This window comes from Isoptericola variabilis 225 (genome assembly GCF_000215105.1).
Taxonomy (GTDB): Bacteria; Actinomycetota; Actinomycetes; order Actinomycetales; family Cellulomonadaceae; genus Isoptericola; species Isoptericola variabilis_A.
The window spans coordinates 2,726,205-2,749,882 of the sequence record NC_015588.1 but is presented as its reverse complement, the minus strand read 5'-3'; the positions used below and the strand labels follow the sequence as shown (position 1 = coordinate 2,749,882).

The following is a 23,678-nucleotide window of genomic DNA, read 5'->3' as shown; positions in this document are numbered from 1 at the left end:
TCGCGGTCAGAGGTGCTTGCGCAGCCAGGCGAGGGTCGGCGCGAAGCGGTACTCCTGCCCGCCCTCGTGGTTGTTGTACGGGTAGACGTCGATCTGCTTCTCGGCCCCCGCCCAGGCGTTGTAGGCGCCGTAGACGGTCGACGGCGGGCAGATGGTGTCCATGAGCGCCACGGAGAACAGGCCGGCGGCCCGGGCGCGGCGCGCGAACGACACCCCGTCGAGGTACGACAGCGTGCGCCACACGGCCTGCTCGTGCTCCCGGTGCACGGACAGGTACCGCGTGATCTCGCCGTACGGCATGGCGTCGGTGATGCGCACGGCCCGCCGGAAGTCGCACAGGAACGGCACGTTCGGGACCGCGGCGACGACGTCGGGCACGAGGCCCGCGACGGCGATCGTGATGCCGCCGCCCTGGCTCGTGCCCCCGACGGCGATGCGCGTCGGGTCGAGACCCTCGATCTGCCGCACCGCGTCGACCGCGCGGACGCCGTCGGTGAACACCCGGCGGTAGTAGTGCTCGAGCGGGTCGAGGATGCCGCGCGTCATGAACCCCGGCGAGGCGGGGCCGGACCCGACCGGGTCGGGGGTGTCCCCGCCCGAGCCCCAGCCCGAGCCCTGCCCCCGCGTGTCCATGACCAGGTGGGCGAACCCGGCGGCAGCGAGCGCCAGGCGCTCGTGCGGCAGCCCGCGCCCTCCGCCGTAGCCGAGGTACTCGACGACGGTCGGCAGGGGGCCGTCGGCATGCGCCGGCCGCACGAGCCAGGCCTTGACCGGGTGACCGCCGAACCCGGGGAACGTGACGTCGTCGACGACGACCTCGGTGAGCCCCGCGTCGACGCGCTCGAGCGTGGGGGCGGTGTCGACCGCCCGCGCCTCAGCGATCGTGGTCGCCCAGAACTCGTCGAAGTCGGCGGGTTCGTCGATCGTGGGCGTGTACGTCTCGAGCTGCTCGAGCGGCAGGTCGAACTGGGCCATCGGTCCTCCGGTGTGACTGCGGTGTCTGCGCGCATGCTAGCGCCGGCGCGGCGGCCACCGGGTCCTGGTCCAGGAGCGCCCGCGGGGGGGCGGGCTGGGCCGCGACTACCCTCGTGGGGTGGCACATCTCCTCGGCGCGGACGGCATCTCGCTGACCATCGGCACGCGCACGCTGCTCGACGACGTCTCGCTCGGTCTCGACGACGGCGACCGCGTGGGCGTCGTGGGGCCGAACGGCGCGGGCAAGTCGACGCTGCTGCGGCTGCTCGCCGGCACGGCCGTGCCCGACGGCGGACGGGTCACCCGGGTGGGCGGCTCGCGTCTCGGCATGCTCGACCAGCGCGACGTGTCCCCGCCCGGCGCGACGATCCGCGACCTCGTGCACGGCGACGACGCGACGCACGCGTGGGCGTCGGACGCGCGCATCCGCGACGTGCACGCCGGCCTGCTCTCCGACCTCGACCTCGACCAGCCCGCGACGACGCTCTCGGGCGGGCAGCGCCGTCGCGTGGCGCTCGCGGCCCTGCTCGTCGAGGACCCCGACGTCCTGCTGCTCGACGAGCCCACGAACCACCTCGACGTCGAGGGCGTCGCGTGGCTCGCGGACCACCTCAAGCAGCGGTACGGGCGGCCCGGCGCGACCGGCGCGCTCGTCGTCGTGACCCACGACCGGTGGTTCCTCGACGAGGTCTGCACCCGCATGTGGGAGGTGCGCGGCGACGGGACGGGCGCGGTCGACGGGTACGAGGGCGGCTACGCCGCGTACGTCCTCGCGCGCGCCGAGCGCAACCGGCAGGCCGCCGCGGCCGCCGAGAAGCGCGACAACCTGCTGCGCAAGGAGCTCGCGTGGCTGCGCCGCGGCGCGCCCGCACGGACGTCCAAGCCCAAGTTCCGGCTCGACGCCGCCGCCGCGCTCATCGCCGACGAGCCGCCTCCGCGCGACTCGGTCGAACTGACGCGGATGGCCGCGCGCCGGCTCGGCAAGGACGTGCTCGACCTCGAGGACGTCACCGTCACGGTGCCGGGCCGCACGCTGCTCGACGGCGTGACGTGGCGTCTCGGTCCCGGCGACCGGTTCGGCGTCGTCGGCGTCAACGGTGCGGGCAAGACGACGCTGCTCGCCCTGCTCGCCGGACGGCGCGAGCCCGACGCCGGTCGCGTGCGTCGCGGCAAGACCGTCCACGTCGCGGAGCTCACCCAGGACGTGGGCGAGCTCGACGACGTCGGGCACCTCACCGCGGTGCAGGTCGTCGACCGGGAGAAGCGCACGGTCGTCGTCGGCGGCAAGGAGCTCACCGCCGGCCAGCTCACCGAGCGTCTCGGCTTCACGCGCGAGCGCGCGCACACGCCCGTGCGCGACCTGTCCGGCGGCGAGCGCCGCCGCCTCCAGCTGCTGCGCCTGCTCGTGTCGGAGCCCAACGTGCTGCTGCTCGACGAGCCGACGAACGACCTCGACACCGACACGCTCGCCGCGGTCGAGGACCTGCTCGACGGATGGCCGGGGACGCTCGTCGTCGTCTCGCACGACCGGTACCTGCTCGAGCGCGTGTGCGACCGGCAGTGGGCGCTGCTCGGCGACGGGACGATCCGCGACCTGCCGGGCGGGGTCGAGCAGTACCTGGAGCTGCGTCGGTCGGGGTCGGGTCCGGCGTCTGCGGGGACGACCTCGTCGCGAGGCGACCGCTCGGCCGCTCGTTCCGCGGGCGCTCCCGCCAGACACAGCCAGCCTCGCGACGAGGCCCTCCCCGCAGACGCCTCTGCTTCCGCCGTCGGCTCTGCCGCTCCGGCCGCTGCCGCGCCGTCGGCGGCCGAGGCGCGGGCGGCGAAGAAGGCGATCGCCCGGATCGAGCGGCGGCTCGAGCGGATCGCGCAGGAGGAGGCCGAGCTGCACGAGAAGATCGCGGCCGACCCGACGGCGTACGAGGAGGTGGCCCGCCTCGACGCGCGGCTGCAGGAGCTCGCCGCGGAGAAGGAGGGGCTCGAGCTCGAGTGGCTCGAGGCGGCCGAGGCGGCCGGCTGACGAGGGCGTTTCACCCGTCCGGGACCCGGACGGGCCCTGCCCGGCAGGTGCCGGGCCGGGGATGATGAGGGCTTCGGCGGACGAGCGTGGGAGGACGAGCATGGTCGTGGAGCACGACGGCACGGAGCGACGCGCGGCCCTCGACGACGTCGACCGTGCGCTGGTGCAGGCGCTGCGCGAGGACGGGAGGGCCACGCTCGCCACGCTCGCGGGCGTGACGGGGCTGTCCCAGTCCGCGGTGCAGGCGCGGGTGCGCAAGCTGGAGGCGCGCGGGGTCATCGCGGGCTACCGCGCGGTCGTCGACCCCGAGGCGGTCGGGCTGCCCATCACGGCGTTCGTCGAGATCACGCCGCTCGACCAGTCGCAGGCCGACGACGCGCCCGACCGCCTGCGCGACGTGCCCGGCATCGAGGCGTGCTACTCGGTCGCGGGCGACGCCAACTACCTGCTCCTCGTCCGCGTGCCCTCGCCGAGCGCGCTCGAGGACCTGCTCGGGCTCATCCGCCGCGAGGCGAGCGTCTCGACGAGGTCGACCATCGTGCTGCGCACGTACTTCGACGGGCGGCCGGTCAGCCCCTGACGCACGTCCCGCCGTCGGGCACGGGCGTTCCACGCCGGACGGCGGGATAATCTGCGGTCCAAGCCTGGTGCGACCGGGAAAAATCCTCTACGGTCGCGGTATGACCGAGACTCTTTCTCACGCGCACGCCGTCACCGCCGACGGCCCGGTCGGGGCCGGCGACGTCCTCGACGTGCTACGCCGCCACCTGCTCGTCGACGGCTTCGACCTCGTGCTCGACCTCGAGCGGTCGCACGGCTCGACGCTCGTCGACGCACGCGACGGCCGTGAGTGGACCGACCTGTTCACCTTCTTCGCCTCCAACCCCCTGGGCATGAACCACCCCGCGCTCGCCGGCGACCCGGCGTTCCGCGAGGAGCTCGCCCGCGCCGCGCTCAACAAGCCGTCCAACTCGGACGTGTACTCCGTCGAGATGGCGCGGTTCGTCGAGACGTTCACGCGCGTGCTCGGCGACCCGGCCCTGCCGCACCTGTTCTTCGTCGACGGCGGCGCGCTCGCCGTCGAGAACGCCCTCAAGGTCGCGTTCGACTGGAAGTCGCGGTGGAACGAGGCGCACGGGCGCTCGCCCGAGCTCGGCACGAAGGTCCTGCACCTCAAGCACGCGTTCCACGGCCGCTCGGGCTACACGATGTCGCTGACGAACACCGAGCCGGGCAAGGTCGCGCGCTTCCCCAAGTTCGACTGGCCGCGCATCACCTCGCCGTACCTGGGCCACGACGCCGACGGCGCCGAGCGCGACGTCGCCGCCCTCGAGGCCCGGGCGCTCGCCGAGGCCCGTGCCGCGTTCGAGGCGCACCCGCACGACATCGCCTGCTTCGTCATGGAGCCGATCCAGGGCGAGGGCGGCGACCACCACTTCCGGCCCGAGTTCCTCCAGGCCATGCAGGCCCTGTGCCACGAGCACGACGCCCTGTTCGTGCTCGACGAGGTCCAGACCGGCGCAGGCATGACCGGCACCGCGTGGGCGTACCAGCAGCTCGGCGTGCAGCCCGACGTCGTCGCGTTCGGCAAGAAGATGCAGGTCTGCGGCATCATGGCCGGCGGCCGCGTGGACGAGATCCCCGACAACGTCTTCCGCGTGTCCTCGCGCATCAACTCGACCTGGGGCGGCAACCTCACCGACATGGTGCGCTCGCGCCGCATCCTCGAGGTCTACGAGGCCGAGGGACTGATCGCGCGCGCGGCCGAGAAGGGCCGGCACCTGCTGGGGCTGCTCGAGGACCTCGCCCGGGCACACCCCGGCGTCGTCACGGACCCGCGCGGGCGCGGGCTCATGTGCGCGGTGTCGCTGCCGTCGCGCGAGGTCCGCGACGCCGTCGTCGCAGGCCTGCGCGACGACGAGGGCGTGCTCATGCTGGGCTGCGGCGAGCGCTCGGTGCGGTTCCGTCCGGCCCTGACCGTCGACGTCGAGACGCTGGAGAGCGCCGTCGCGGCGCTCGACCGCGTGCTGGTGCGGCTCGGCGTCTGACCACGGCCGGAGCGCCGTCGCATCCGCACCATGCCGGTCCGCTTCCCGCGCCCTCTGCGACCCGGCGACGTCGTCGGCGTTCCCGCCCCGTCCGCGGGCGTGCCCCGGCCGCTCGCGCCCCGCCTCGAGCACGCGCTCGACGCCGTCCGGCACGCGCTGGGCGACCTCGGAGTCCCGGTGCTCGCCGACGTCGAGTGCGGGCACGTGCCGCCGTACCTCGTGCTGGTCAACGGTGCGCTCGCGCGCGTCGAGCACGGTCCGGACGCCTCCGTGGTGACGCAGCGGCTCGCGTGAGCGGGGACCACGCGAGCGACCAGTACCCTGCCCGGATGGGTGTCACGGGCACGCACTCGGACGGGATCCCGGTCGTCGCGTACCAGGTCGCGCGGGCGGACGGCACGGTGCTGGCGTCGCGCGGCGCGGACGAGCCGTTCTACGCCGCGTCGACGGTCAAGCTCGCGGTCCTGGTCGCCGCCGCCCGCGCTCTCGAGTCGGGCAGGCTCGCGCTCGACCGGACGGTCGCCAGCCGGCACACGTTCACGTCGCAGGTCCCGGGAGCACCGGACTTCCGCATCGAGCCCGACGACCTCGACGAGGGCATGCCGCCGTCCGGCGCGCCGATGCGCCTGGCGGAGGTGCTCGAGCGGATGGTCGTCGTGTCGTCGAACGAGGCCACGAACATGGTGGTCGACCTCGTCGGCCTGCCCGAGGTGAACCGCGCGCTGTCCGACGCCGGCGCGCACGCGAGCGAGTTCGGCCGGCTGTACTGCGACCTCGCGGCCGAGGCCACGGGGGCGAGCCACCGCACGACGCCGGCCGACCTCGTCGCCCTGATGTCCGCCGTCGTGACCGGCAAGCTCGTGGGTGCGCGGTGGACCGCGTGGGCGACCGACCTCCTCGGCCGGCAGCAGGACCGGCTGCTCACCGCCGTCGTGCCCGACGGGGTGCGGTTCGGGTCGAAGTCGGGCTGGGTCGACGGCATCCGGCACGACGTCGCGTTCGTCGGCGAGCCGGGGCCGGACGCCCTCGTGGTCGCCGTGTGCACCCGCGGGTACGCCGAGCCCGACGCCGTCGAGGCCATCCGGGCGCTCGGTGCGCTCGCCGTCTCGCTCGCGCGTTGAGGCGCGGGGAGGCTCAGCGGGGCGGACGTGCGGCGGTGAGCAGCGCGACCGTCATGGCGGTGATCAGCCCCGTCACGGCCAGGAGCGGCACGGTCCAGCCGTGCGTCGCGCCGTGCAGCGCCCCGACGAGCGTCGGAGCGAGCGCCGCGAACGCGTAGCCGGCGGTCTGCACGACGGCGGACGCTCGCCTCGCGGCGGCGACGCTCGGGCTGCGCTGGGCCAGGACGGTGAAGATGACGGTGAACGCCGCGCCCTGCCCGGCGCCGGCCAGGCAGATCCACACGAGCCACGCCCCCGGTGCGACGAGCAGCCCGAGGGGCAGCGCGAGCCACAGCAGCGAGACGGCGGCTGCGACGCGACGGGCCCGCCCCCGGGCGAGCGCGATCGGCACGAGCAGGGAGCCCGCGACCGCGCAGAGCTGGAACGGTGCCGCGGCCCCGCCGGCCGCCGCCGCACCGAGGCCGAGGCGGTCCTGCAGGATCTCGGGGAGCCAGGCCGTCATCGCGTAGTAGCCGCCGGCCTGAGCGCCGAACGCCACGGCGAGCACGGCGGCGAGCCGCCGCATGGCGCGGCGCTGCTCGGGCTCGAGCACGAGGTCGTGCGGCAGCACCCGGGGTGCGGTCCCGGCCGCGTGCTGCGCGCCGAGGTCGCGGCCCGCAGGCACCCACACGACCAGCGCCACGACGGCCATGAGGCCCCAGCCTGCGAGCGCCCACTGCCAGCCGAGCGCCGCCGCGAGCGGGACCGTGAGGACCGTCGTGGCGGTCGAGCCGACGTTCATCACTGCCGTGTACGCCCCGGTCACCGACCCGGCGCGGTGGTGGAAGTCGCGCGTGATGACGACCGGCACGGCCACGTTGCCGACCGCGATCCCGACGCCGAGCACGGCCGTGCCGGCCAGTGCGGCGGGCACGCTGCCGGCCGAGCGCAGCACGGTGCCGGCGAGGACCGCGACGAGCGCCAGGCCCACGGCACGCTCGGGCCCGACCCGCGCCACGAGCGTCGACGCCACGGGCGTGCACAGCGCGAAGCACAGCACCGGCACGGAGGTGAGCAGCCCCGCACCCGCGGGCGACAGCGCGAGCCCGGTCGCGACGTCGTCCACCACCGGCGCGAGCGCGGCGAGCGGCGCGCGCAGGTTCAGCGCGGCGGCGAGCAGCGCCGCGAGGAGGAACCACCGCGGCAGGTGGGCGCGGGTCACGAGGTCACTCGTGCAGGTCGAACTGAGCCGTGAGCGTGCGCAGCAGGGCGGCGAGCCGGGGGCGCTCGGCGGGTGCGAGCACGTCGAGGACGCGCGACTCGACGTCGAGGAGATCGCTCATCGCCGCGTCGACGCGCTCGCGTCCGGTGTCGGTGAGCTGGACGAGGACGCCGCGGCGGTCGTCGGGCGAGCGGTGGCGCTGCACGAACCCACGACGCTCGAGCCGGTCGATGCGGTTGGTCATGGTGCCGCTCGTGACGAGGGTCTGCGCGACGAGCGTGCCGGGCGAGAGGCGGTAGGGCTCGCCCGCGCGGCGCAGCGCGGACAGCACGTCGAACTCCCACGTCTCGAGGTCGTGGCGCGCGAACGCCCCGCGCCGGGCGCGGTCGAGGTGCCGTGCGAGGCGGCTGACGCGCGAGAAGACCGTGAGCGGCTCGACGTCGAGGTCGGGCCGCTCGCGGCGCCACGCGTCGACGATGCGGTCGACCTCGTCGGCCGCGGACCGGGGGGTGACCTCCATGGCCCGAGGGTACCGCGAGTCTCTCGACATCAAGACTCTTGACGGGCGCCGGGTGCGCGCCGGGGTCCGCCCTTGGTCAGCGTCGGCTTCTTGACCATGCCGGACAGCCCGTTCCACGCGAGGTTCACGAGGTGCGCGGCGACGTCGGTCTTCTTCGGGCTGCGGGCGTCGAGCCAGTACTGGCCCGTGAGCGCGACCATGCCGACGAGCATCTGCGCGTACAGCGGCGCCACCTTCGGGTCGAGCCCGTTGTGCTTGAACTGGGCGGCCAGGATGTGCTCGACCTGGGTCGCGACGTCGCCGATGAGGCTCGAGAACGTGCCGGTCGCCTGCGCGACGGGGGAGTCGCGCACGAGGATGCGGAAACCGTCCTCGGACGCCTCGATGTAGCCCAGCAGGGCGAGCGCGGTGCGCTCGACCATGACCTTGGGGTGCCCGCCTTCGGCGAGCGCCCCGGTCAGCGCCGCCGTGAGCGCCTGGACCTCGCGGTCGACGACGACCGCGTAGATGCCCTCCTTGCCGCCGAAGTGCTCGTAGACCACGGGCTTCGACACCCCGGCGCGCGCCGCGATCTCCTCGACGCTCGTGCCGTCGAAACCCTTCTCCGCGAAGAGGCCGCGGCTGACCTCCAGCAGCTGCTCGCGGCGCTGGCTCGCCGTCATGCGGGCACGCGGAGCGCGCTTCGACTCGCGGGGATCGGCAGGCATGAAGGCCATTCTGCCTGTTCGCCGTCCGGGCGGTGTGGCGCGGCCCACGGCCGCCCCGCGCCCGATTTGCCGGACCGGCGCCGGGGAAGCGCCGTGGACCTGGCAGACTGAGGACGGACGTGCGGCGGTGGTGCGACCCGCGCCGGGGCAGGCCCCGAACCATCGCCGTGACGGCCGGTCCGCCTTGGTGTAATCGGCAGCACAAGGGTTTTTGGTGCCTTTGGTCCAGGTTCGAGTCCTGGGGGCGGAGCACGTGCCCGCGACAGAGAGGGAACAACTGGTGGTCTCCAACCGCTCGACCGCACCGACCGAGGAAGGGACGCCGCGGCCGGCCGCCGTCGTCGTCCTCGCAGCAGGCCAGGGCACTCGGATGAAGTCCGCGACGCCCAAGGTGCTGCACCGCGTCGGCGGGCGCACCATGCTGGGGCACGCCGTCGCCGCGGGACAGGAGCTGCGTCCGGAGCACTTCGCGGTCGTCGTGCGGCACGAGCGGGACGCGGTCGCAGCGGCCGCGCTCGAGCTCGAGCCGGGCGCGATCATCGCCGACCAGGACGAGGTCCCCGGCACCGGCCGGGCCGTCCAGTGCGCGCTCGACGCGCTCGACGCGCGCGCCCACGCCGAGCGTGCGGCGGCGCTCGCGCACACCGACACCCTCCACGACGCGCACACCGACGGCGACGACGACGACCACCCGCTGGGGGAGGGCATCGAGGGCGCGGTCGTCGTGCTCGCGAGCGACGTCCCGCTGCTCGACGGCGCCACGCTCGCCGAGCTCGTCGCGGCCCACCATGCCGACGGCAACGCCGTCACGATCCTCACGACCGAGGTCGCCGACGCCACCGGCTACGGCCGCATCGTGCGCGAGCCGGGCACGGGCGAGGTGCTCGAGATCGTCGAGCACAAGGACGCCACGCCCGCCCAGCGCGAGATCCGCGAGATCAACGGCGGCGTCTACGTGTTCGACGCCGCGGTGCTCCGTCGCGGCCTCGCCGGCCTGGGCTCCGACAACGCGCAGGGCGAGGTCTACCTGACCGACGTCGTCGCGTTCGCCCGCCGCGAGGGCGGCGGCGTGCGCGCGCTGCTCAGCGACGACCCGATGCTCGTCGAGGGCGTCAACGACCGCGTCGCGCTCGCCACCCTGGGCGCCGAGCTCAACCGCCGCGTGCTCACCGAGTGGATGCGTGCGGGCGTGACGGTCGTCGACCCGGGCACCACGTGGGTCGACGTCGACGTCGAGCTCGCGCCCGACGTCACGCTCCTGCCCGGGACGCAGCTGCACGGGCGCACCACGGTCGCCGAGGGCGCCACGATCGGTCCCGACACGACGCTCACCGACGTCGAGGTGGGCGCCGGCGCGACGGTGACCCGCACGCACGGGGAGCGCTCCGTGATCGGCGCGGGTGCCGCCGTCGGGCCGTTCGCCTACCTGCGCCCGAACACCGTGCTCGGGGCCAAGGGCAAGATCGGCACGTTCGTCGAGACCAAGAACGCGCAGATCGGCGAGGGCTCCAAGGTGCCGCACCTGTCCTACGTCGGCGACGCGACGATCGGCGAGCACTCGAACGTCGGCGCGGCGTCGGTCACGGTCAACTACGACGGCGTGAACAAGCACCGCACGGTCATCGGTTCGTACGCGCGCACGGGGGCGGACAACATGTTCGTCGCGCCCGTGACGGTGGGCGACGGCGCGTACACGGCGGCGGGCTCCGTCATCACGCGCGACGTGCCGCCCGGCGCGCTCGGCGTGAGCCGCGCGCAGCAGAAGAACGTCGAGGGCTGGGTCGAGCGGCGTCGACCCGGCACGCCCGCGGCCGAGGCGGCGGCACGCGCGCAGGCGCGGCCCGACGGTGCCCCGGCGCTCGGCGCGCAGGCGCAGCTCGAGCTGGGCAAGCACAATGCCCTCACCGGCGCGACCGCAGCCGACCTTCCGTCCGACTCGACCGACTCCTCGTCCGACCCCGCCACCGAAGGAAGCACGCACTGATGAACAACTCGATCGCCGGGACCGGGGAGCGCATGCTCGTCCTCGCCGCGGGGCGCGCGCACCCCGAGCTCGCCGAGGCCGTCGCCAAGGAGCTGGGCATCAGCCTGCTGCCCGTGTCCGCGTACGACTTCGCGAACAGCGAGACGTACGTGCGGTTCGGCGAGTCGGTGCGCGGCACGGACATCTTCCTCCTGCAGAGCCACACCGCGCCGGTCAACCAGTGGCTCATGGAGCAGCTGCTCATGGTCGACGCCGCCAAGCGGGCCTCGGCGCGCACGGTGACCGCCGTCGTGCCGTTCTACGCCTACGCGCGGCAGGACAAGAAGAGCCGCGGCCGCGAGCCGATCTCGGCCCGCCTGGTCGCGGACATGCTCAAGACGGCGGGCGCCGACCGCATCATGAGCGTGGACCTCCACACCGCGCAGATCCAGGGCTTCTTCGACGGTCCGGTCGACCACCTGTGGGCCATGCCGGTGCTCACCGACTACGTGCGCACGCGCGTCGACCTCGACAACGTCGCGGTGGTCTCGCCCGACGCCGGCCGCATCCGCGTGGCCGAGATGTGGGCCGCCAAGCTCGGCGGCGCGCCGCTCGCGTTCGTCCACAAGACGCGCGACGTCACGCGTCCGAACCAGGCCGTCGCCAACCGCGTGGTCGGCGACGTCGAGGGCCGCGAGTGCGTGCTCGTCGACGACCTCATCGACACCGGCGGCACGATCGCCGAGGCGGTCAAGGTCATCATGGACGCGGGCGCGAAGTCGGTCGTCGTCGCGGCGACCCACGGCGTGCTGTCCGACCCGGCCGCGCGGCGCCTCTCGGAGTGCGGCGCGAAGGAGGTCGTGGTGACCGACACGCTGCCGATCTCCGTCGACAAGCGGTTCGGCCAGCTCACCGTCCTGTCGATCGCGCCGCTCGTCGCGCGCGCCATCCGCGAGGTGTTCGACGACGGGTCCGTCACCTCGCTGTTCGACGGCAACAGCTGACGAGGTAGCGCAGCATCCGCCGAAGTAGCGCGGCGTCCGGCGAGGTAGCGCGTCGTTCGCCGAAGTAGCGCGTCGTTCCGCGAGGTAGCGCGTTCTCGCGCGAGGTAGCGCGTGCACGACGGCGGCCGCCCGGTCCGGGCGGCCGCCGTCGTCGTGCGTCCGGCAGTTTTCCAGCGGGCGCCGCGCCGGGTACAGTAGACCGGTTGCCTCGGCGAGGGACGTCTGACGGGCGCCGGCACGCACAGGGTGCGGGCCGCGATCGCACCCTCAGGGCTGGATCCGTCGGATATCCGTGATCGACTGGGCGGCTGTCGGTGCCGCGCGCGGTTCGCGCGCAGGACCGCGGCGCGTCCTCGCTCGCGTCCGTCACGTGTCCCGCGCCGACGCAGCCGCCCGTCCGCGGGGCACCTCACACTCCGTGGACAGCCGACGGCTCCCTCTGGCCGTCGGCACGCACAGACCATCACAGGAGTGATCCACGTGTCCGAGATCAAGATCGCCGCCGAGGCCCGCACGGAGTTCGGCAAGGGTGCCGCCCGCCGCATCCGCCGCGCGGACAAGATTCCCGCCGTCCTGTACGGCCACGGCACCGACCCGGTCCACATCACCCTGCCGGGCCACGAGACGATGCTCGCCGTGCGCCACGCCAACGCGCTGTTCTCGATCGACCTCGACGGCAAGTCGCAGCTCGCGGTCGCCAAGGACGTCCAGCGCGACCCCGTCCGCAACACGATCGAGCACGTCGACCTGCTCGTCGTCTCCGCGGGCGAGAAGATCGCCGTCGACGTGACCGTGAACGTCGTCGGCGAGTCGGCGCCCGGCACCATCCACCTCGTCGAGTCGCCGACGCTGTCGGTCAACGCCGAGGCGACCCACCTCCCCGAGTCCATCGACGTGTCGATCGAGGGCCTCGAGGCCGGCTCGCACATCACGGCGGGCGACGTCGAGCTGCCCTCCGGCGTCGAGCTGCTGACCGACCCGGAGCACATCGTCGTGACCGTCTCGCTGCCGCAGGCCGAGGAGTCCGCCGAGTCGCCCGAGGAGTCCCCCGCCGAGGCGACCGAGTCGGAGTGACCCTCTCCGCGAGGTAGCGCTCGCCGCGCCGAGGTAGCGCTCGCCGCGCCGAGGTAGCGCTCGCCGCGCCGAGGTAGCGCTTGCCGCGCCGAGGTAGCGCTTGCCGCGCCGCCGAGGTAGCGTGAGCACGGCCAGATCGAGGCGCAGTCCGACGAGGGCTGCGCCTCGATCCGTCTGCTGTCGCGCTACCTCGTGGCTGGACGCGCTACCTCGTGGCCGGACGCGCTACCTCGCGAGGCGCAGCGCTACCTCGCGAGGCGCAGCGCTACCTCGCGAGGCGCAGCGCTACCTCGCGAGGCGCAGCGCTACCTCGCGAGGCGCAGCGCTACCTCGGCGATGAAAGGACCTGCACGTGACTGACTCCCCGTGGCTCGTCGTCGGGCTCGGCAACCCGGGCCCGCGGTACGCGGGCAACCGGCACAACGTCGGCCAGATGGTGCTGGACCTGCTGGCCGAGCGCGCCGGCGTGCGGTTCGCGCGCCACGGTCGTGCGCAGGCGGTCGTCGCCGAGGGCCGGCTCGGCGTGCTGCCGGGCGGCGCCCCCGGGCCGCGCGTGGTCCTGGCCAAGCCGACGACGTACATGAACACGTCGGGCGGGCCGGTCTCCGCGCTCGCGAAGTACTACGGGGTCCAGCCGGACCACGTCGTGGTGGTCCATGACGAGGTCGACATCCCCTTCGACACGATCAAGCTGAAGATCGGCGGGGGAGAGGGCGGCCACAACGGCCTGCGCGACATCAGCAAGGCGCTCGGCACCCGCGACTACCTGCGCGTGCGGGTCGGCGTCGGGCGTCCGCCCGGGCGCATGGACACCGCCGACTACGTGCTCAAGGACTTCTCGGCCACGGAGCGCAAGGAGCTGCCGATGCTCGTCGACGACGCCGCGGACGCGGTCGAGATGCTGCTTGTCGAGGGCTTGCTCGCCGCGCAGGGCAAGTACCACGCGCGGGGTTGACCCGCTCGGGCCGTGGCGCGGCGGGCCGCCGGTCCGGCAGACTCGACGCATGAGCAACGACCACGGCGATGCCGTCGACCCGAACGACCCGTACCGGCCCGCGCCGCCGAGCGGTTCGGGGTCCACGCTGCCCCCGAACTACTCCCCGGCGCCGTCGGGCTACGAGGTCAACCCGACGGGCGGCGTCGAGATGCCCGGCACGGGTGCCCGCGGAGCACAGCCGCCGGCGGACCCGGACCCGTACGGCCGGTCCGGACAGGACTCGGGCGGCGGGACTCCGCCGTACTACCACTCGCAGACCGGCTACCGCGACGCGCCGCCCGAGCCGATGTACGCGGCGTACGGGCAGCAGCGCTTCTCGCGGGGGACCGACGGCTTCGCGATCGCGGCGCTCGTCACGGGCATCCTGGGCATGGCGATCATCCCGCTGGTCCTGGGCATGATCGCGTTGTCGCGGATCGGCCGGACGGGCCAGGAGGGCAGGGGCCTGGCGATCGCCGGCATCGTCCTGGGCGTGCTGGGCACGATCGGCTGGGTGCTCGCGATCGTCTTCCTCTTCGCGATCTTCAGCGCGCTCGAGCAGGGCGGGTACGAGATGTACGACCTCGGGCTCGGCGCTGTGCTCACGGCCACGGTCTGAGCCGCCGCGGGCGTCGGAGGCGGCGCGTAACCTGGTACGGCAAGCCCGGGCACCCCCCCATCGCGGGAGTTCCGGGTTCGTCGTCGTGCGCGAACGATCGAAGGACACCCATGAACCTCACCGGTCTCATCCCCGCCCTGCTCGCCGACCCCGGCGCCGCCGAGGCGGTCGAGCGCGTCCCCGCGCGCGGGTTCGTCGACGTCGTGACCCCGGTGGGCGTGCGCCCGCCGCTCCTCGCCGCGGCCGCCGAGCGCCGGCCGCTCGTCGTCGTCACGGCGACCGGGCGCGAGGCGGACGAGCTCGCCGCGTCCGTGCGCGCGTACCTGCCCGACGAGCGGTCCGACGACGTCGCGGTGCTGCCAGCCTGGGAGACGCTGCCGCACGAGCGGCTCTCGCCCCGCGCCGACACGGTCGCCAAGCGCCTCGCCGTGTTCCGCCGTCTGGCGCACCCGAGCGAGGAGGGCGGGCAGTCCGGGCCGATCCGCGTCCTCGTCATGCCCGTGCGCGCCCTCCTGCAGCCCGTGGTCGACGGCCTCGGCGAGCTCGAGCCCGTCGAGCTGCACCCCGGCGACACCGTCGACCTCACCGACGTCGCGGACCGGCTCGTGGCCGCCGCGTACTCGCGCGTCGACATGGTCGAGCGCCGCGGCGAGTTCGCCGTCCGCGGCGGCATCCTCGACGTGTTCCCGCCCACCGAGGACCACCCGCTGCGCATCGAGTTCTGGGGCGACGAGGTCACCGAGATCCGCTGGTTCGCCGTCGCCGACCAGCGCTCGCTCGAGATCGCGCAGCACGGCCTGTGGGCGCCGCCGTGCCGGGAGATCCTGCTGACCGACGCCGTGCGCCGGCGTGCCGCGGAGCTCGTCGAGCAGCTGCCCGGCGCCGTGGAGATGCTCGACAAGCTCGCCGCCGGCGTCGCGGTCGAGGGCATGGAGTCGCTCGCGCCCGTGCTGGTCGACCGCATGGTCCCCGTGCTCGAGCTGGCGCCCGACGACGCGCTGCTCGTGGTCCACGAGCCCGAGCGGGTCCGCCGGCGCGCCCACGACCTCGTGGCGACCACGGAGGAGTTCCTCGCCGCCGCCTGGACCGGTGCGGTCGCCGGCGGAGCGGCACCGATCGACCTGTCGGCGGCGTCGTTCGCCACGTTCGCCGAGGTGCGCGACGTCGCTGCTCGGCGCGGGCTCGGCTGGTGGACGATGTCGGCGTTCAGCCTCGACGCCGCACCCGACGGCGCCGCACCCGGCGAGAGCGCCGGCGCGGACGACGTCGGGGGACCGGTCGTCGAGTCCGACGGCGTCACGACCATCACGGTCGGCGCCCGCGACGTCGAGTCGTACCGCGGCGACCTGGCCCGGGCGCTCGACGACGTCAAGGCGCTGCAGCGCGGTGGCTGGCGCCTCGTGCTCACGACCGAGGGTCCCGGCCCGGCCAAGCGCATGGTCGAGCAGCTCTCGGCCGCCGACACCGCGGCCCGGCTCGTCACGGCCCTCGAGTCCGAGCCGGAGGGCGGCGTCGTGCTCGTCGCGCCGGCGCTCGTGGGCAAGGGCTTCGTCGCACCCGAGCTGCGCCTCGCGGTGTTCAGCGAGTCCGACCTCACGGGCCGCCAGGGCTCGACGACGCGCGACATGCGCAAGATGCCCTCGCGCCGGCGCAACGTCGTCGACCCGCTGCAGCTCAAGGCGGGCGACTACGTCGTGCACGAGCAGCACGGCGTCGGGCGCTTCGTCGAGATGGTGCAGCGCACGTTGGGCGCGGGGGCCAACGCGGCGACGCGCGAGTACCTCGTCATCGAGTACGCGTCGTCGAAGCGCGGCCAGCCGGGCGACCGGCTCTTCGTGCCGATGGACCAGCTCGACCAGGTCACGAAGTACACCGGCGGCGAGGCGCCCAGCCTCAACAAGATGGGCGGCGCCGACTGGAAGAACACCAAGGCGAAGGCGCGCAAGCACGTCCGTCAGATCGCCTCGGAGCTCATCCGCCTCTACAGCGCCCGCATGGCCACCCAGGGCCATGCCTTCAGCCCGGACACGCCGTGGCAGCGCGAGCTCGAGGACGCCTTCGCCTACGTCGAGACGCCGGACCAGCTCGCGACGATCGAGGAGGTCAAGGCCGACATGGAGAAGCCGGTCCCCATGGACCGGCTCGTGTGCGGCGACGTCGGCTACGGCAAGACGGAGATCGCGATCCGGGCGGCGTTCAAGGCGGTCCAGGACGGCAAGCAGGTCGCCGTGCTCGTCCCGACGACGCTGCTCGTGCAGCAGCACTTCGACACCTTCTCGGAGCGGTACGCGGGCTTCCCGGTGACCGTGCGGGCCCTCAGCCGGTTCCAGTCGGAGAAGGAGTCGGCCGAGACGATCCAGGGCCTCAAGGACGGCACGGTCGACGTCGTCATCGGCACGCACCGCCTCATCACGGGCTCGGTCCAGTTCAAGGACCTGGGGCTGGTCATCATCGACGAGGAGCAGCGCTTCGGCGTCGAGCACAAGGAGACGCTCAAGCAGCTGCGGACCAACGTCGACGTCCTCGCGATGTCGGCGACGCCGATCCCGCGCACGCTCGAGATGGCGGTCACCGGCATCCGCGAGATGTCGACGCTCGCGACCCCGCCCGAGGAGCGCCACCCGGTCCTCACGTACGTCGGCGCGTACGACGAGAAGCAGATCACGGCGGCCGTGCGGCGCGAGCTGCTCCGCGAGGGCCAGGTGTTCTACGTGCACAACAAGGTCGAGACGATCGAGCGGACCGCCGCGCGGCTGCGCGAGCTCGTGCCCGAGGCGAGGGTCGGCGTCGCGCACGGCAAGATGAGCGAGAGCCAGCTCGACCAGGTCATCCGCGCGTTCTGGGAGAAGGAGCTCGACGTCCTCGTCTGCACGACGATCGTCGAGACGGGCCTCGACATCTCCAACGCCAACACGCTCGTCGTCGAGCGCGCCGACATGCTCGGCCTCTCGCAGCTCCACCAGCTGCGCGGGCGCGTCGGGCGCGGTCGCGAGCGCGCGTACGCGTACTTCCTCTACCCGCCGGAGCGTCCCCTCACGGAGACGGCGCACGACCGGCTCGCCACCATGGCCGCCAACACCGACCTCGGCGCCGGCATGCAGATCGCGATGAAGGACCTCGAGATCCGCGGCGCCGGCAACCTGCTCGGCGGCGAGCAGTCGGGTCACATCGCGGGCGTCGGGTTCGACCTCTACGTGCGCATGGTCGGCGAGGCCGTCCAGGCGTTCCGTGGCGAGGCCGAGGAGGAGGCGCCCGAGGTCACGATCGAGCTGCCGGTCGACGCGCACCTGCCCGAGTCGTACATCGCGACCGAGCGGCTGCGCCTCGAGGCGTACAAGAAGATCGCGGCCGCGCACGACGCCCAGGCGCTCGCCGAGGTGCGCGCAGAGCTCGAGGACCGCTACGGCGCGCTGCCCGAGGTGGCCGCGGCGCTGTTCGACGTCGCCGACTTCCGCAACCACGCGCGCCGTGCCGGCCTGAGCGACGTGACCGCGCAGGGCAAGTACGTGCGGTTCGCGCCCGTGGACCTGCCCGAGTCCGCGCAGCTGCGGCTCAAGCGGCTCTACCCGGGCACGGTGCTCAAGCCCGCGATCCGCGCGATCCTCGTGCCCTTCCCGACGACGGCGCGCATCGGCGGGCGGCCGCTGCGGGGTGCCGAGGTGCTCACGTGGGCGCGCGAGCTCGTCGACGCCGTCATCCTGGGGGAGGTGGGTGCCGCGGCCGCCGTCGGCACGGCGAGGTAGCGCTCCGGCTTGCGAGGTAGCGCTCGCTACGGTGGCGTCGTGGAGCTCACCGCCGCGTCCCTGCTCGCCGACCTTCGCGCCGTCGCCGACCCGGCCGCGCACCCCAACCGGCACTACACCGGCGACGGGGGAGTGCTCGGGGCCCGCATGGGCACGCTGTTCGACGTCGCCAAGCGCTACACCGCGATGCCGCTGGACGAGGTCGACCGCCTGCTCGACGAGCCCGAGTACGAGCCGCGGCTCGCCGCGTTCTGCGTGCTCGACTTCTTCGTGCGCCGGCCCCGCGTGACCGCGACGGGATCGCCGACCTGCTGCGCCTCGCCGAGCTGCTCGCGGACGACCCGGACCCCGTCGTCCGCAAGCCCGTCGGCATCGCGCTCAAGCATGCGGGAGCGGCCGACCCCGATGCGGTGCGGGCGTTCCTCGAGCGCACCGGCGACCGGCTGCCGGCGCCGCTGCGTCGCGCCGCGCGGGAGAAGCTCCCGGGCGGCGCGTGACCACCTGTCGGGACCGTGCGACGCATGGGAGCCGCCGGTCTAGGCTGGGGGCGTCAACCCACCACCGTCGCGGGCGCACGCGGTCCCGGGCACCTCGCCCTGGGCAGGCCGCACGGTCGCCCGTGAGCCCTGTTCGAAGGAGCATCCGTGGCAAGCATCGAAGCCGTTGGCGCGCGCGAGATCCTGGATTCTCGCGGCAACCCCACCGTGGAGGTCGAGGTCGCCCTCGACGACGGCACGTTCGCCCGTGCCGCAGTCCCGTCCGGTGCCTCCACGGGCGCCTTCGAGGCCGTCGAGCGCCGGGACGGCGACAAGGGCCGGTACCTGGGCAAGGGCGTCGAGGGCGCGGTCAACGCCGTCATCGACGACATCGCCCCCGAGCTCATCGGCTACGACGCCGAGGAGCAGCGCATCATCGACCAGACGCTCATCGAGCTCGACGGCACGCCGAACAAGAGCAAGCTCGGCGCGAACGCGATCCTCGGCGTCTCGCTCGCCGTCGCGAAGGCCGCCGCCAAGAGCGCCGGCCTCGACCTGTTCCGCTACGTCGGCGGCCCGAACGCCCACGTGCTCCCGGTCCCGATGATGAACATCCTCAACGGCGGCTCCCACGCGGACTCCAACGTGGACATCCAGGAGTTCATGGTCGCCCCGATCGGCGCCGGCTCCTTCAAGGAGGCGCTGCGCACGGGCACGGAGGTCTACCACGCGCTCAAGTCGGTGCTGAAGTCCGAGGGCCTCGCGACCGGCCTCGGTGACGAGGGCGGCTTCGCGCCGAACCTGTCGAGCAACCGCGCCGCGCTCGACCTCATCCTCACCGCGATCGAGAAGGCCGGCTACACGCCGGGCACCGACGTCGCGCTCGCGCTGGACGTCGCCGCGACGGAGTTCTTCTCCGACGGGGCGTACCAGTGGGAGGGCAGCGCCAAGACGCCCGAGGAGATGATCGCGTTCTACGAGCAGCTCGTCGCGGACTACCCGCTCGTGTCGATCGAGGACCCGCTGTCCGAGGACGAGTGGGACTCGTGGAGCGCGCTCATGGGCAAGGTCGGCGACAAGGTGCAGATCGTCGGCGACGACCTGTTCGTCACCAACCCCGAGCGCCTCGCCAAGGGCATCGAGACCAAGGCCGCGAACTCGCTGCTGGTCAAGCTCAATCAGATCGGCTCGCTCACCGAGACGCTCGACGCCGTCACGCTCGCGCAGCGCAACGGCTTCACCACGATGACGTCGCACCGCTCGGGCGAGACCGAGGACACGACGATCGCCGACCTGTCGGTCGCCACCAACGCCGGCCAGATCAAGACTGGCGCCCCGGCCCGCGGCGAGCGCATCAACAAGTACAACCAGCTCCTGCGCATCGAGGAGGCGCTGGACGACGCCGGTCGTTACGCCGGCCGTTCCGCGTTCCCGCGCTTCCAGGGCTGAGCCCCCGCCAGGTAGCGCGTTCTGCCGCGAGGTAGCGCTTCGCTCCGCGAGGTAGCGCGTTTCTCGCCAAGGTAGCGCGTTCTGCCACGAGGTAGCGCGGGTGCTACCCGGCCCGACGTCGGCCGCTCACCTTCACGGAGGTGAGCGGCCGACGTCGTGCTACCTCGCTCGCGAACGCGCTACCTCGCGGCGCTACTTCGCGGAGCGCGGCGCTACCTCGCGAGGCGCGGCGCTACTTCGCGCGCGAACGCGCTACCTCGCGAGGCGCGGCGCTACCTCGCGGGCGCGCCGACGCCGGTCCACGACGCGGGCCGCCCGACTCGGCACAATCGGGACGTGCCGTCCCGCCGACCCCCCACGCCGTCGTCCCGCCGCCCCGCGCCCCGTCCGTCGGGCTCGCGCGGCACGACGACGGCGCGCGGCTCGGCCCCGAAGCCTGCCGCGACGAAGGCGTCGAGCGCGACCGGGGGTACGACGTCGGGCACGAGACGACCGGCCACGCGCCGGCCGAGCGGGCCCGCGCGCGAGGAGCGACGTCGCAGCCGGTACGGGCTCGTGCTGCCCGAGGTGCTGACGGTGCGGCTCATCGTCCTGTCGGTCGTCGTGCTGCTCGCGCTGGTGCTGCTGCTGCCGACGGTGCGCGGCGCGGTCCAGCAGTCGGCGGAGATCGACCGGCTGCGCGCCGAGCTCGCGCGTCACGAGGCCGAGCGGGACCGGCTCGAGCTCGAGCTCGCGCGCTGGGAGGACCGCACCTACGTCATCGAGCAGGCGCGCTCGCGGCTGCAGTACGTGTTCCCCGGCGACAAGGTGTGGCGCACGCTCGACGCCGACACCGTCGTCGAGGACATCGACCCGCTCACGGGGCGCGCCGTCGAGCCGGGACCGGTCGGCACCGACCCGACCGCCGACGTGCCCTGGTACCAGTCCGTGTGGGAGTCGGTGCAGGTCGCGGACGGTCCGACGCCGTCGCCCGAGCCGTCCGACCCGGCAGCCGACCCGTCGTCGGGCCCGTCCCCGTCACCCTCGCCGTCGTCCTCACCGTCGCCCTCCCCGTGACGGGCGGGCCGGACCCGGGAGCCGATCGGGGACAATGGTCCCCGTGAACGACACGACCGACGACCCCACCGCCGTCACGGACCGCGACCTGGAGGTGCTCGCCGAGCAGCTCGGCCGCACCCCGCGCGGGGTCGTCGGCATCGCCGCCCGGTGCGTGTGCGGCCGCCCGCTCGTGGTGCGCACCGCCCCGCGCCTGCCCGACGGCACGCCGTTCCCGACCACGTACTACCTCACGCACCCGGGTGCCGTGGCTGCGGCGTCGCGGCTCGAGGCGCAGGGCGTGATGAAGGACATGACGGCGCGGCTCGCCGAGGACCCCGAGCTCGCGGCCGCGTACCGCAAGGCCCACGAGCACTACCTCGCGCAGCGGGAGGAGCTCGGCCACGTGGAGGAGATCGCCGGCATCTCGGCGGGCGGCATGCCCACGCGCGTGAAGTGCATCCACGTCCTCATGGCGCACGCGCTCGCCGCCGGCCCGTGCGTCAACCCACTCGGCGACGAGGCGCTCGCGATGGTCCGCGACGAGTGGCGCCCCGACCGCTGCACCTGCTGACGCGCGGGGTGTCGGCTCCCGATGAGAGGGTGGGCCCCGTGACATCGAGCTCCACCCGCCGCGTCGCCGCCATCGACTGCGGCACCAACTCCATCCGCCTGCTCGTCGCCGACGTCTCCGACGACGGCACCCTCACCGAGGTCGACCGCCGCACGGAGGTCGTCCGGCTGGGCCAGGGCGTCGACCGCACCGGCGAGCTCGCGCCCGAGGCGCTCGAGCGCACCCTGACGACGGCGCGCGAGTACGCCCGCGCGATCCGTGACCTGGGTGCCGAGCGCGTGCGCTTCGTCGCGACGTCGGCCACGCGCGACGCGCGCAACCGCGACGTCTTCCGCGACGGCGTGCTGGATGCGGTCGGGGTCGAGCCCGAGGTCGTCTCGGGCGACGAGGAGGCGCTGCTGTCCTTCACCGGCGCCACGAGCGGCACCGCGACCGACCACCCGGGCCCGTACCTCGTGGTCGACCTCGGCGGCGGGTCCACGGAGCTCGTGCTGGGCACGACGACGCCGGACGCAGCCCTGTCGCTCGACGTCGGGTCGGTGCGGCTCACTGAGCGCCACCTGCGCACCGACCCGCCGACGGACGCGGAGATCGCCGCCGCCCGCGCGGACGTGCGCGCCGCGCTCGACGCCGCGGCCGCCGTCGTGCCGCTGGGCAAGACGGCGACGCTCGTCGGCCTCGCCGGCTCGATCACGACCGTCACCGCGCACGCCCTCGGGCTGCCGAGCTACCGGCGTGAGCGCGTGCACGGCGCGACGTTCGCGCCCGGGACCGTCCTCGCCGCCTGCGACGACCTGCTGCACCGCACGCGCGAGCAGCGACTCGCGCTCGGGTTCATGCACCCGGGTCGTGCCGACGTCATCGGCGCCGGTGCGCTCGTGTGGTCCGAGGTGGTGGCGCGCGTGCGCGACGACGTCGCCGCGGCCGGCGGTGCCCTCGCCGAGGTCGTGACGAGCGAGAGCGACATCCTCGACGGCATCGCGCTGTCGATCGCCTGACCCGGACCGGAGGTCACCGAGGACCTCACCGACGGGCTCGAGGCCGACCTGGCCGAGGCGGTCCAGGAGGCGGCGGCCGCGGCCGCGCCGCGACGTCCGCCGACGGCACCACGCCGCCCGACGACGTCGCGCTCGACCTCGCGGCGCACTTCGGCCCGGCCGCCGCCTACGCCGCCGAGCTGCGGTCAGCGGCCGGGCTGCCGCCCGCCGGTCCGCCGCGCAACCGGCGCCCGGACCTCGGGGCGACGGTCGCCTCCAACTGGGGCGACCTGCGCGAGCGCTGGGCCGAGAGCTGGCGGCCGTTGACGTCGACGCCGCAGTGGGCTTCGCTGCGCGAGCTCGGGCGCGAGCTGCGGCCCGTGTGGTGGGTCGCGCGCGGGTGGATCCTCGGCGCGCTGCTCGTGGCGTGGCTCGGCGCGGGATCGCTGTCGCTCGTGCCTCTCACGGCGGGCCAGGCCGTGGTCATGGCGGGCGCCGCGCTCGTCAGCGTCCAGTGGGCACGCGGCCGCTGGTTCCCGCGCACGTGGGTGCCGCGCGCCGCCGTGCTCGCGAGCGTCGTGGCGGTCCTGCTCGTCCCGGCGGCGATCGGCGAGACGCACGGGTCCGCCGTCCGCGGCACGTACGCGTACCAGGGCGGCAACGGCTACGACGCCGGCTACCAGGCAGGCTACTCCGACGCGCACACCGTCTCCTACGGCGGCATGCCGGGCGACGACGGCGTCTGGGTCGACGGCATGCAGCTGTCCAACCTCTTCGCCTACGACGCGAACGGCGACCCGATCCGCGACGTCCAGCTCTACGACGACCGCGGCCGCGCGGTCCGCACGATCACCGACGCAGGTGCCGAGCAGCCCTGGGCCGTGCCGGAGGTGGACGGCTCGCGGTACTTCCGGCCCGCGGTGTCGACCGACGGCCGCGAGCGCTGGAACGTCTACCCCCTGCGGGCGGTGCCCGAGACGGGCATGGAGTGGACCGACGACGGCACGTGGGCCCCCGTCGTCGGCGTCCGTCCCGAGGAGGCTCCGCCGTCGGGCACGACGCCGCCCGAGGAGGAGCCGGCGGACGGCACGACGCCGCCGGCGACGCGGTCGCCGGCCGGGTCGCCGACCCCCGTGCTCGACGCGAGCGGAGGCCGCTGACGCGTGCTCGCGTGACGTCGGTCTCGCCCCGCGACC

General features: G+C 74.0%; 22 protein-coding genes and 1 tRNA gene. 18 read left to right on the top strand and 5 right to left on the bottom strand.

Annotated elements, in window-relative coordinates; all coding sequences use genetic code 11:
- Nucleotides 1-6: 6 nt before the first annotated feature.
- Nucleotides 7-975 carry an acetylxylan esterase gene (locus ISOVA_RS12655; RefSeq protein WP_013839613.1) on the bottom strand — a complete coding sequence of 323 codons (969 nt, stop codon included), beginning with the start codon at nt 973-975 and terminating at the stop codon, nt 7-9.
- A gap of 118 nt (nt 976-1,093) precedes the next feature.
- Between ISOVA_RS12655 and ISOVA_RS12650 the strand changes: the two genes are divergently transcribed.
- From ISOVA_RS12650 to ISOVA_RS12630, 5 genes are all read left to right on the top strand, one after another.
- Nucleotides 1,094-2,995 (top strand): ABC-F family ATP-binding cassette domain-containing protein, encoded by a 1,902-nt coding sequence (locus ISOVA_RS12650; RefSeq protein ID WP_013839612.1) that lies wholly within the window; start codon nt 1,094-1,096, stop codon nt 2,993-2,995.
- A 100-nt stretch (nt 2,996-3,095) separates the two neighbouring features.
- A complete protein-coding gene (locus tag ISOVA_RS12645; RefSeq protein ID WP_013839611.1) occupies nt 3,096-3,575 on the top strand; it encodes an Lrp/AsnC family transcriptional regulator in 480 nt (159 codons plus the stop codon).
- Nucleotides 3,576-3,675: 100 nt separating this feature from the next.
- On the top strand, nt 3,676-5,043 hold the full coding sequence (gene lat / locus ISOVA_RS12640; RefSeq protein WP_013839610.1) for an L-lysine 6-transaminase: 1,368 nt from the start codon (nt 3,676-3,678) through the stop codon (nt 5,041-5,043).
- Nucleotides 5,044-5,073: 30 nt separating this feature from the next.
- A complete protein-coding gene (locus tag ISOVA_RS17335; protein WP_041294888.1) occupies nt 5,074-5,337 on the top strand; it encodes a hypothetical protein in 264 nt (87 codons plus the stop codon).
- A gap of 35 nt (nt 5,338-5,372) precedes the next feature.
- Nucleotides 5,373-6,164 carry a serine hydrolase gene (locus tag ISOVA_RS12630; protein WP_041295454.1) on the top strand — a complete coding sequence of 264 codons (792 nt, stop codon included), beginning with the start codon at nt 5,373-5,375 and terminating at the stop codon, nt 6,162-6,164.
- 13 nt (nt 6,165-6,177) lie between these two features.
- Here the strand turns inward: ISOVA_RS12630 and ISOVA_RS12625 are convergent, their stop codons facing one another.
- From ISOVA_RS12625 to ISOVA_RS12615, 3 genes are read right to left on the bottom strand one after another with little or no spacing between them, the layout of a single operon-like run.
- Nucleotides 6,178-7,365, bottom strand: coding sequence for an MFS transporter (locus ISOVA_RS12625; protein WP_013839608.1), 1,188 nt, complete (start codon nt 7,363-7,365; stop codon nt 6,178-6,180).
- A gap of 4 nt (nt 7,366-7,369) precedes the next feature.
- Nucleotides 7,370-7,885 (bottom strand): MarR family winged helix-turn-helix transcriptional regulator, encoded by a 516-nt coding sequence (locus ISOVA_RS12620; protein WP_041294887.1) that lies wholly within the window; start codon nt 7,883-7,885, stop codon nt 7,370-7,372.
- A 29-nt stretch (nt 7,886-7,914) separates the two neighbouring features.
- A complete protein-coding gene (locus ISOVA_RS12615) occupies nt 7,915-8,547 on the bottom strand; it encodes a TetR/AcrR family transcriptional regulator (RefSeq protein ID WP_013839606.1) in 633 nt (210 codons plus the stop codon).
- Between the two features lie 223 nt (nt 8,548-8,770).
- Between ISOVA_RS12615 and ISOVA_RS12610 the strand changes: the two genes are divergently transcribed.
- From ISOVA_RS12610 to eno, 9 genes are all read left to right on the top strand, one after another.
- Nucleotides 8,771-8,842, top strand: a tRNA-Gln gene (locus ISOVA_RS12610).
- A 120-nt stretch (nt 8,843-8,962) separates the two neighbouring features.
- Nucleotides 8,963-10,576 (top strand): bifunctional UDP-N-acetylglucosamine diphosphorylase/glucosamine-1-phosphate N-acetyltransferase GlmU, encoded by a 1,614-nt coding sequence (gene glmU / locus ISOVA_RS12605; RefSeq protein ID WP_049788473.1) that lies wholly within the window; start codon nt 8,963-8,965, stop codon nt 10,574-10,576.
- Nucleotides 10,576-11,559 carry a ribose-phosphate diphosphokinase gene (locus tag ISOVA_RS12600; RefSeq protein ID WP_013839604.1) on the top strand — a complete coding sequence of 328 codons (984 nt, stop codon included), beginning with the start codon at nt 10,576-10,578 and terminating at the stop codon, nt 11,557-11,559. The genes glmU and ISOVA_RS12600 overlap by 1 nt, the downstream gene beginning before the upstream one ends.
- 480 nt (nt 11,560-12,039) lie before the next feature.
- Entirely contained in the window at nt 12,040-12,633 is a 594-nt protein-coding gene (locus tag ISOVA_RS12595; protein ID WP_013839603.1) for a 50S ribosomal protein L25/general stress protein Ctc, read from the top strand.
- A gap of 352 nt (nt 12,634-12,985) precedes the next feature.
- Nucleotides 12,986-13,588: an aminoacyl-tRNA hydrolase gene (pth, locus tag ISOVA_RS12590; protein ID WP_013839602.1), complete on the top strand. Its 603-nt coding sequence runs from the start codon at nt 12,986-12,988 to the stop codon at nt 13,586-13,588.
- Between the two features lie 49 nt (nt 13,589-13,637).
- Nucleotides 13,638-14,228 (top strand): DUF4190 domain-containing protein, encoded by a 591-nt coding sequence (locus ISOVA_RS15660; protein ID WP_013839601.1) that lies wholly within the window; start codon nt 13,638-13,640, stop codon nt 14,226-14,228.
- 110 nt (nt 14,229-14,338) lie between these two features.
- Nucleotides 14,339-17,971, top strand: coding sequence for a transcription-repair coupling factor (gene mfd, locus ISOVA_RS12580; protein ID WP_013839600.1), 3,633 nt, complete (start codon nt 14,339-14,341; stop codon nt 17,969-17,971).
- A gap of 251 nt (nt 17,972-18,222) precedes the next feature.
- Nucleotides 18,223-18,468 carry a DNA alkylation repair protein gene (locus tag ISOVA_RS17695; protein ID WP_081474872.1) on the top strand — a complete coding sequence of 82 codons (246 nt, stop codon included), beginning with the start codon at nt 18,223-18,225 and terminating at the stop codon, nt 18,466-18,468.
- A 147-nt stretch (nt 18,469-18,615) separates the two neighbouring features.
- A complete protein-coding gene (eno, locus tag ISOVA_RS12570; RefSeq protein ID WP_013839598.1) occupies nt 18,616-19,896 on the top strand; it encodes a phosphopyruvate hydratase in 1,281 nt (426 codons plus the stop codon).
- A 272-nt stretch (nt 19,897-20,168) separates the two neighbouring features.
- Here eno and ISOVA_RS16845 read toward each other — a convergent pair whose 3' ends face one another.
- On the bottom strand, nt 20,169-20,483 hold the full coding sequence (locus ISOVA_RS16845; RefSeq protein WP_041294886.1) for a hypothetical protein: 315 nt from the start codon (nt 20,481-20,483) through the stop codon (nt 20,169-20,171).
- Between ISOVA_RS16845 and ISOVA_RS12560 the strand changes: the two genes are divergently transcribed.
- The 4 genes from ISOVA_RS12560 to ISOVA_RS12545 all read left to right on the top strand — a co-directional run bounded on the left by ISOVA_RS12560 (nt 20,473) and on the right by ISOVA_RS12545 (nt 23,642).
- Complete coding sequence (locus ISOVA_RS12560) at nt 20,473-20,952, top strand: FtsB family cell division protein (protein WP_233275894.1); 480 nt, start codon at nt 20,473-20,475, stop codon at nt 20,950-20,952. The genes ISOVA_RS16845 and ISOVA_RS12560 overlap by 11 nt on opposite strands.
- 34 nt (nt 20,953-20,986) lie before the next feature.
- On the top strand, nt 20,987-21,505 hold the full coding sequence (locus ISOVA_RS12555; RefSeq protein ID WP_013839596.1) for a DUF501 domain-containing protein: 519 nt from the start codon (nt 20,987-20,989) through the stop codon (nt 21,503-21,505).
- A gap of 38 nt (nt 21,506-21,543) precedes the next feature.
- A complete protein-coding gene (locus tag ISOVA_RS12550; protein WP_143762128.1) occupies nt 21,544-22,503 on the top strand; it encodes a Ppx/GppA phosphatase family protein in 960 nt (319 codons plus the stop codon).
- A 302-nt stretch (nt 22,504-22,805) separates the two neighbouring features.
- Nucleotides 22,806-23,642, top strand: coding sequence for a hypothetical protein (locus ISOVA_RS12545; RefSeq protein ID WP_041294885.1), 837 nt, complete (start codon nt 22,806-22,808; stop codon nt 23,640-23,642).
- Nucleotides 23,643-23,678 lie beyond the last annotated feature (36 nt).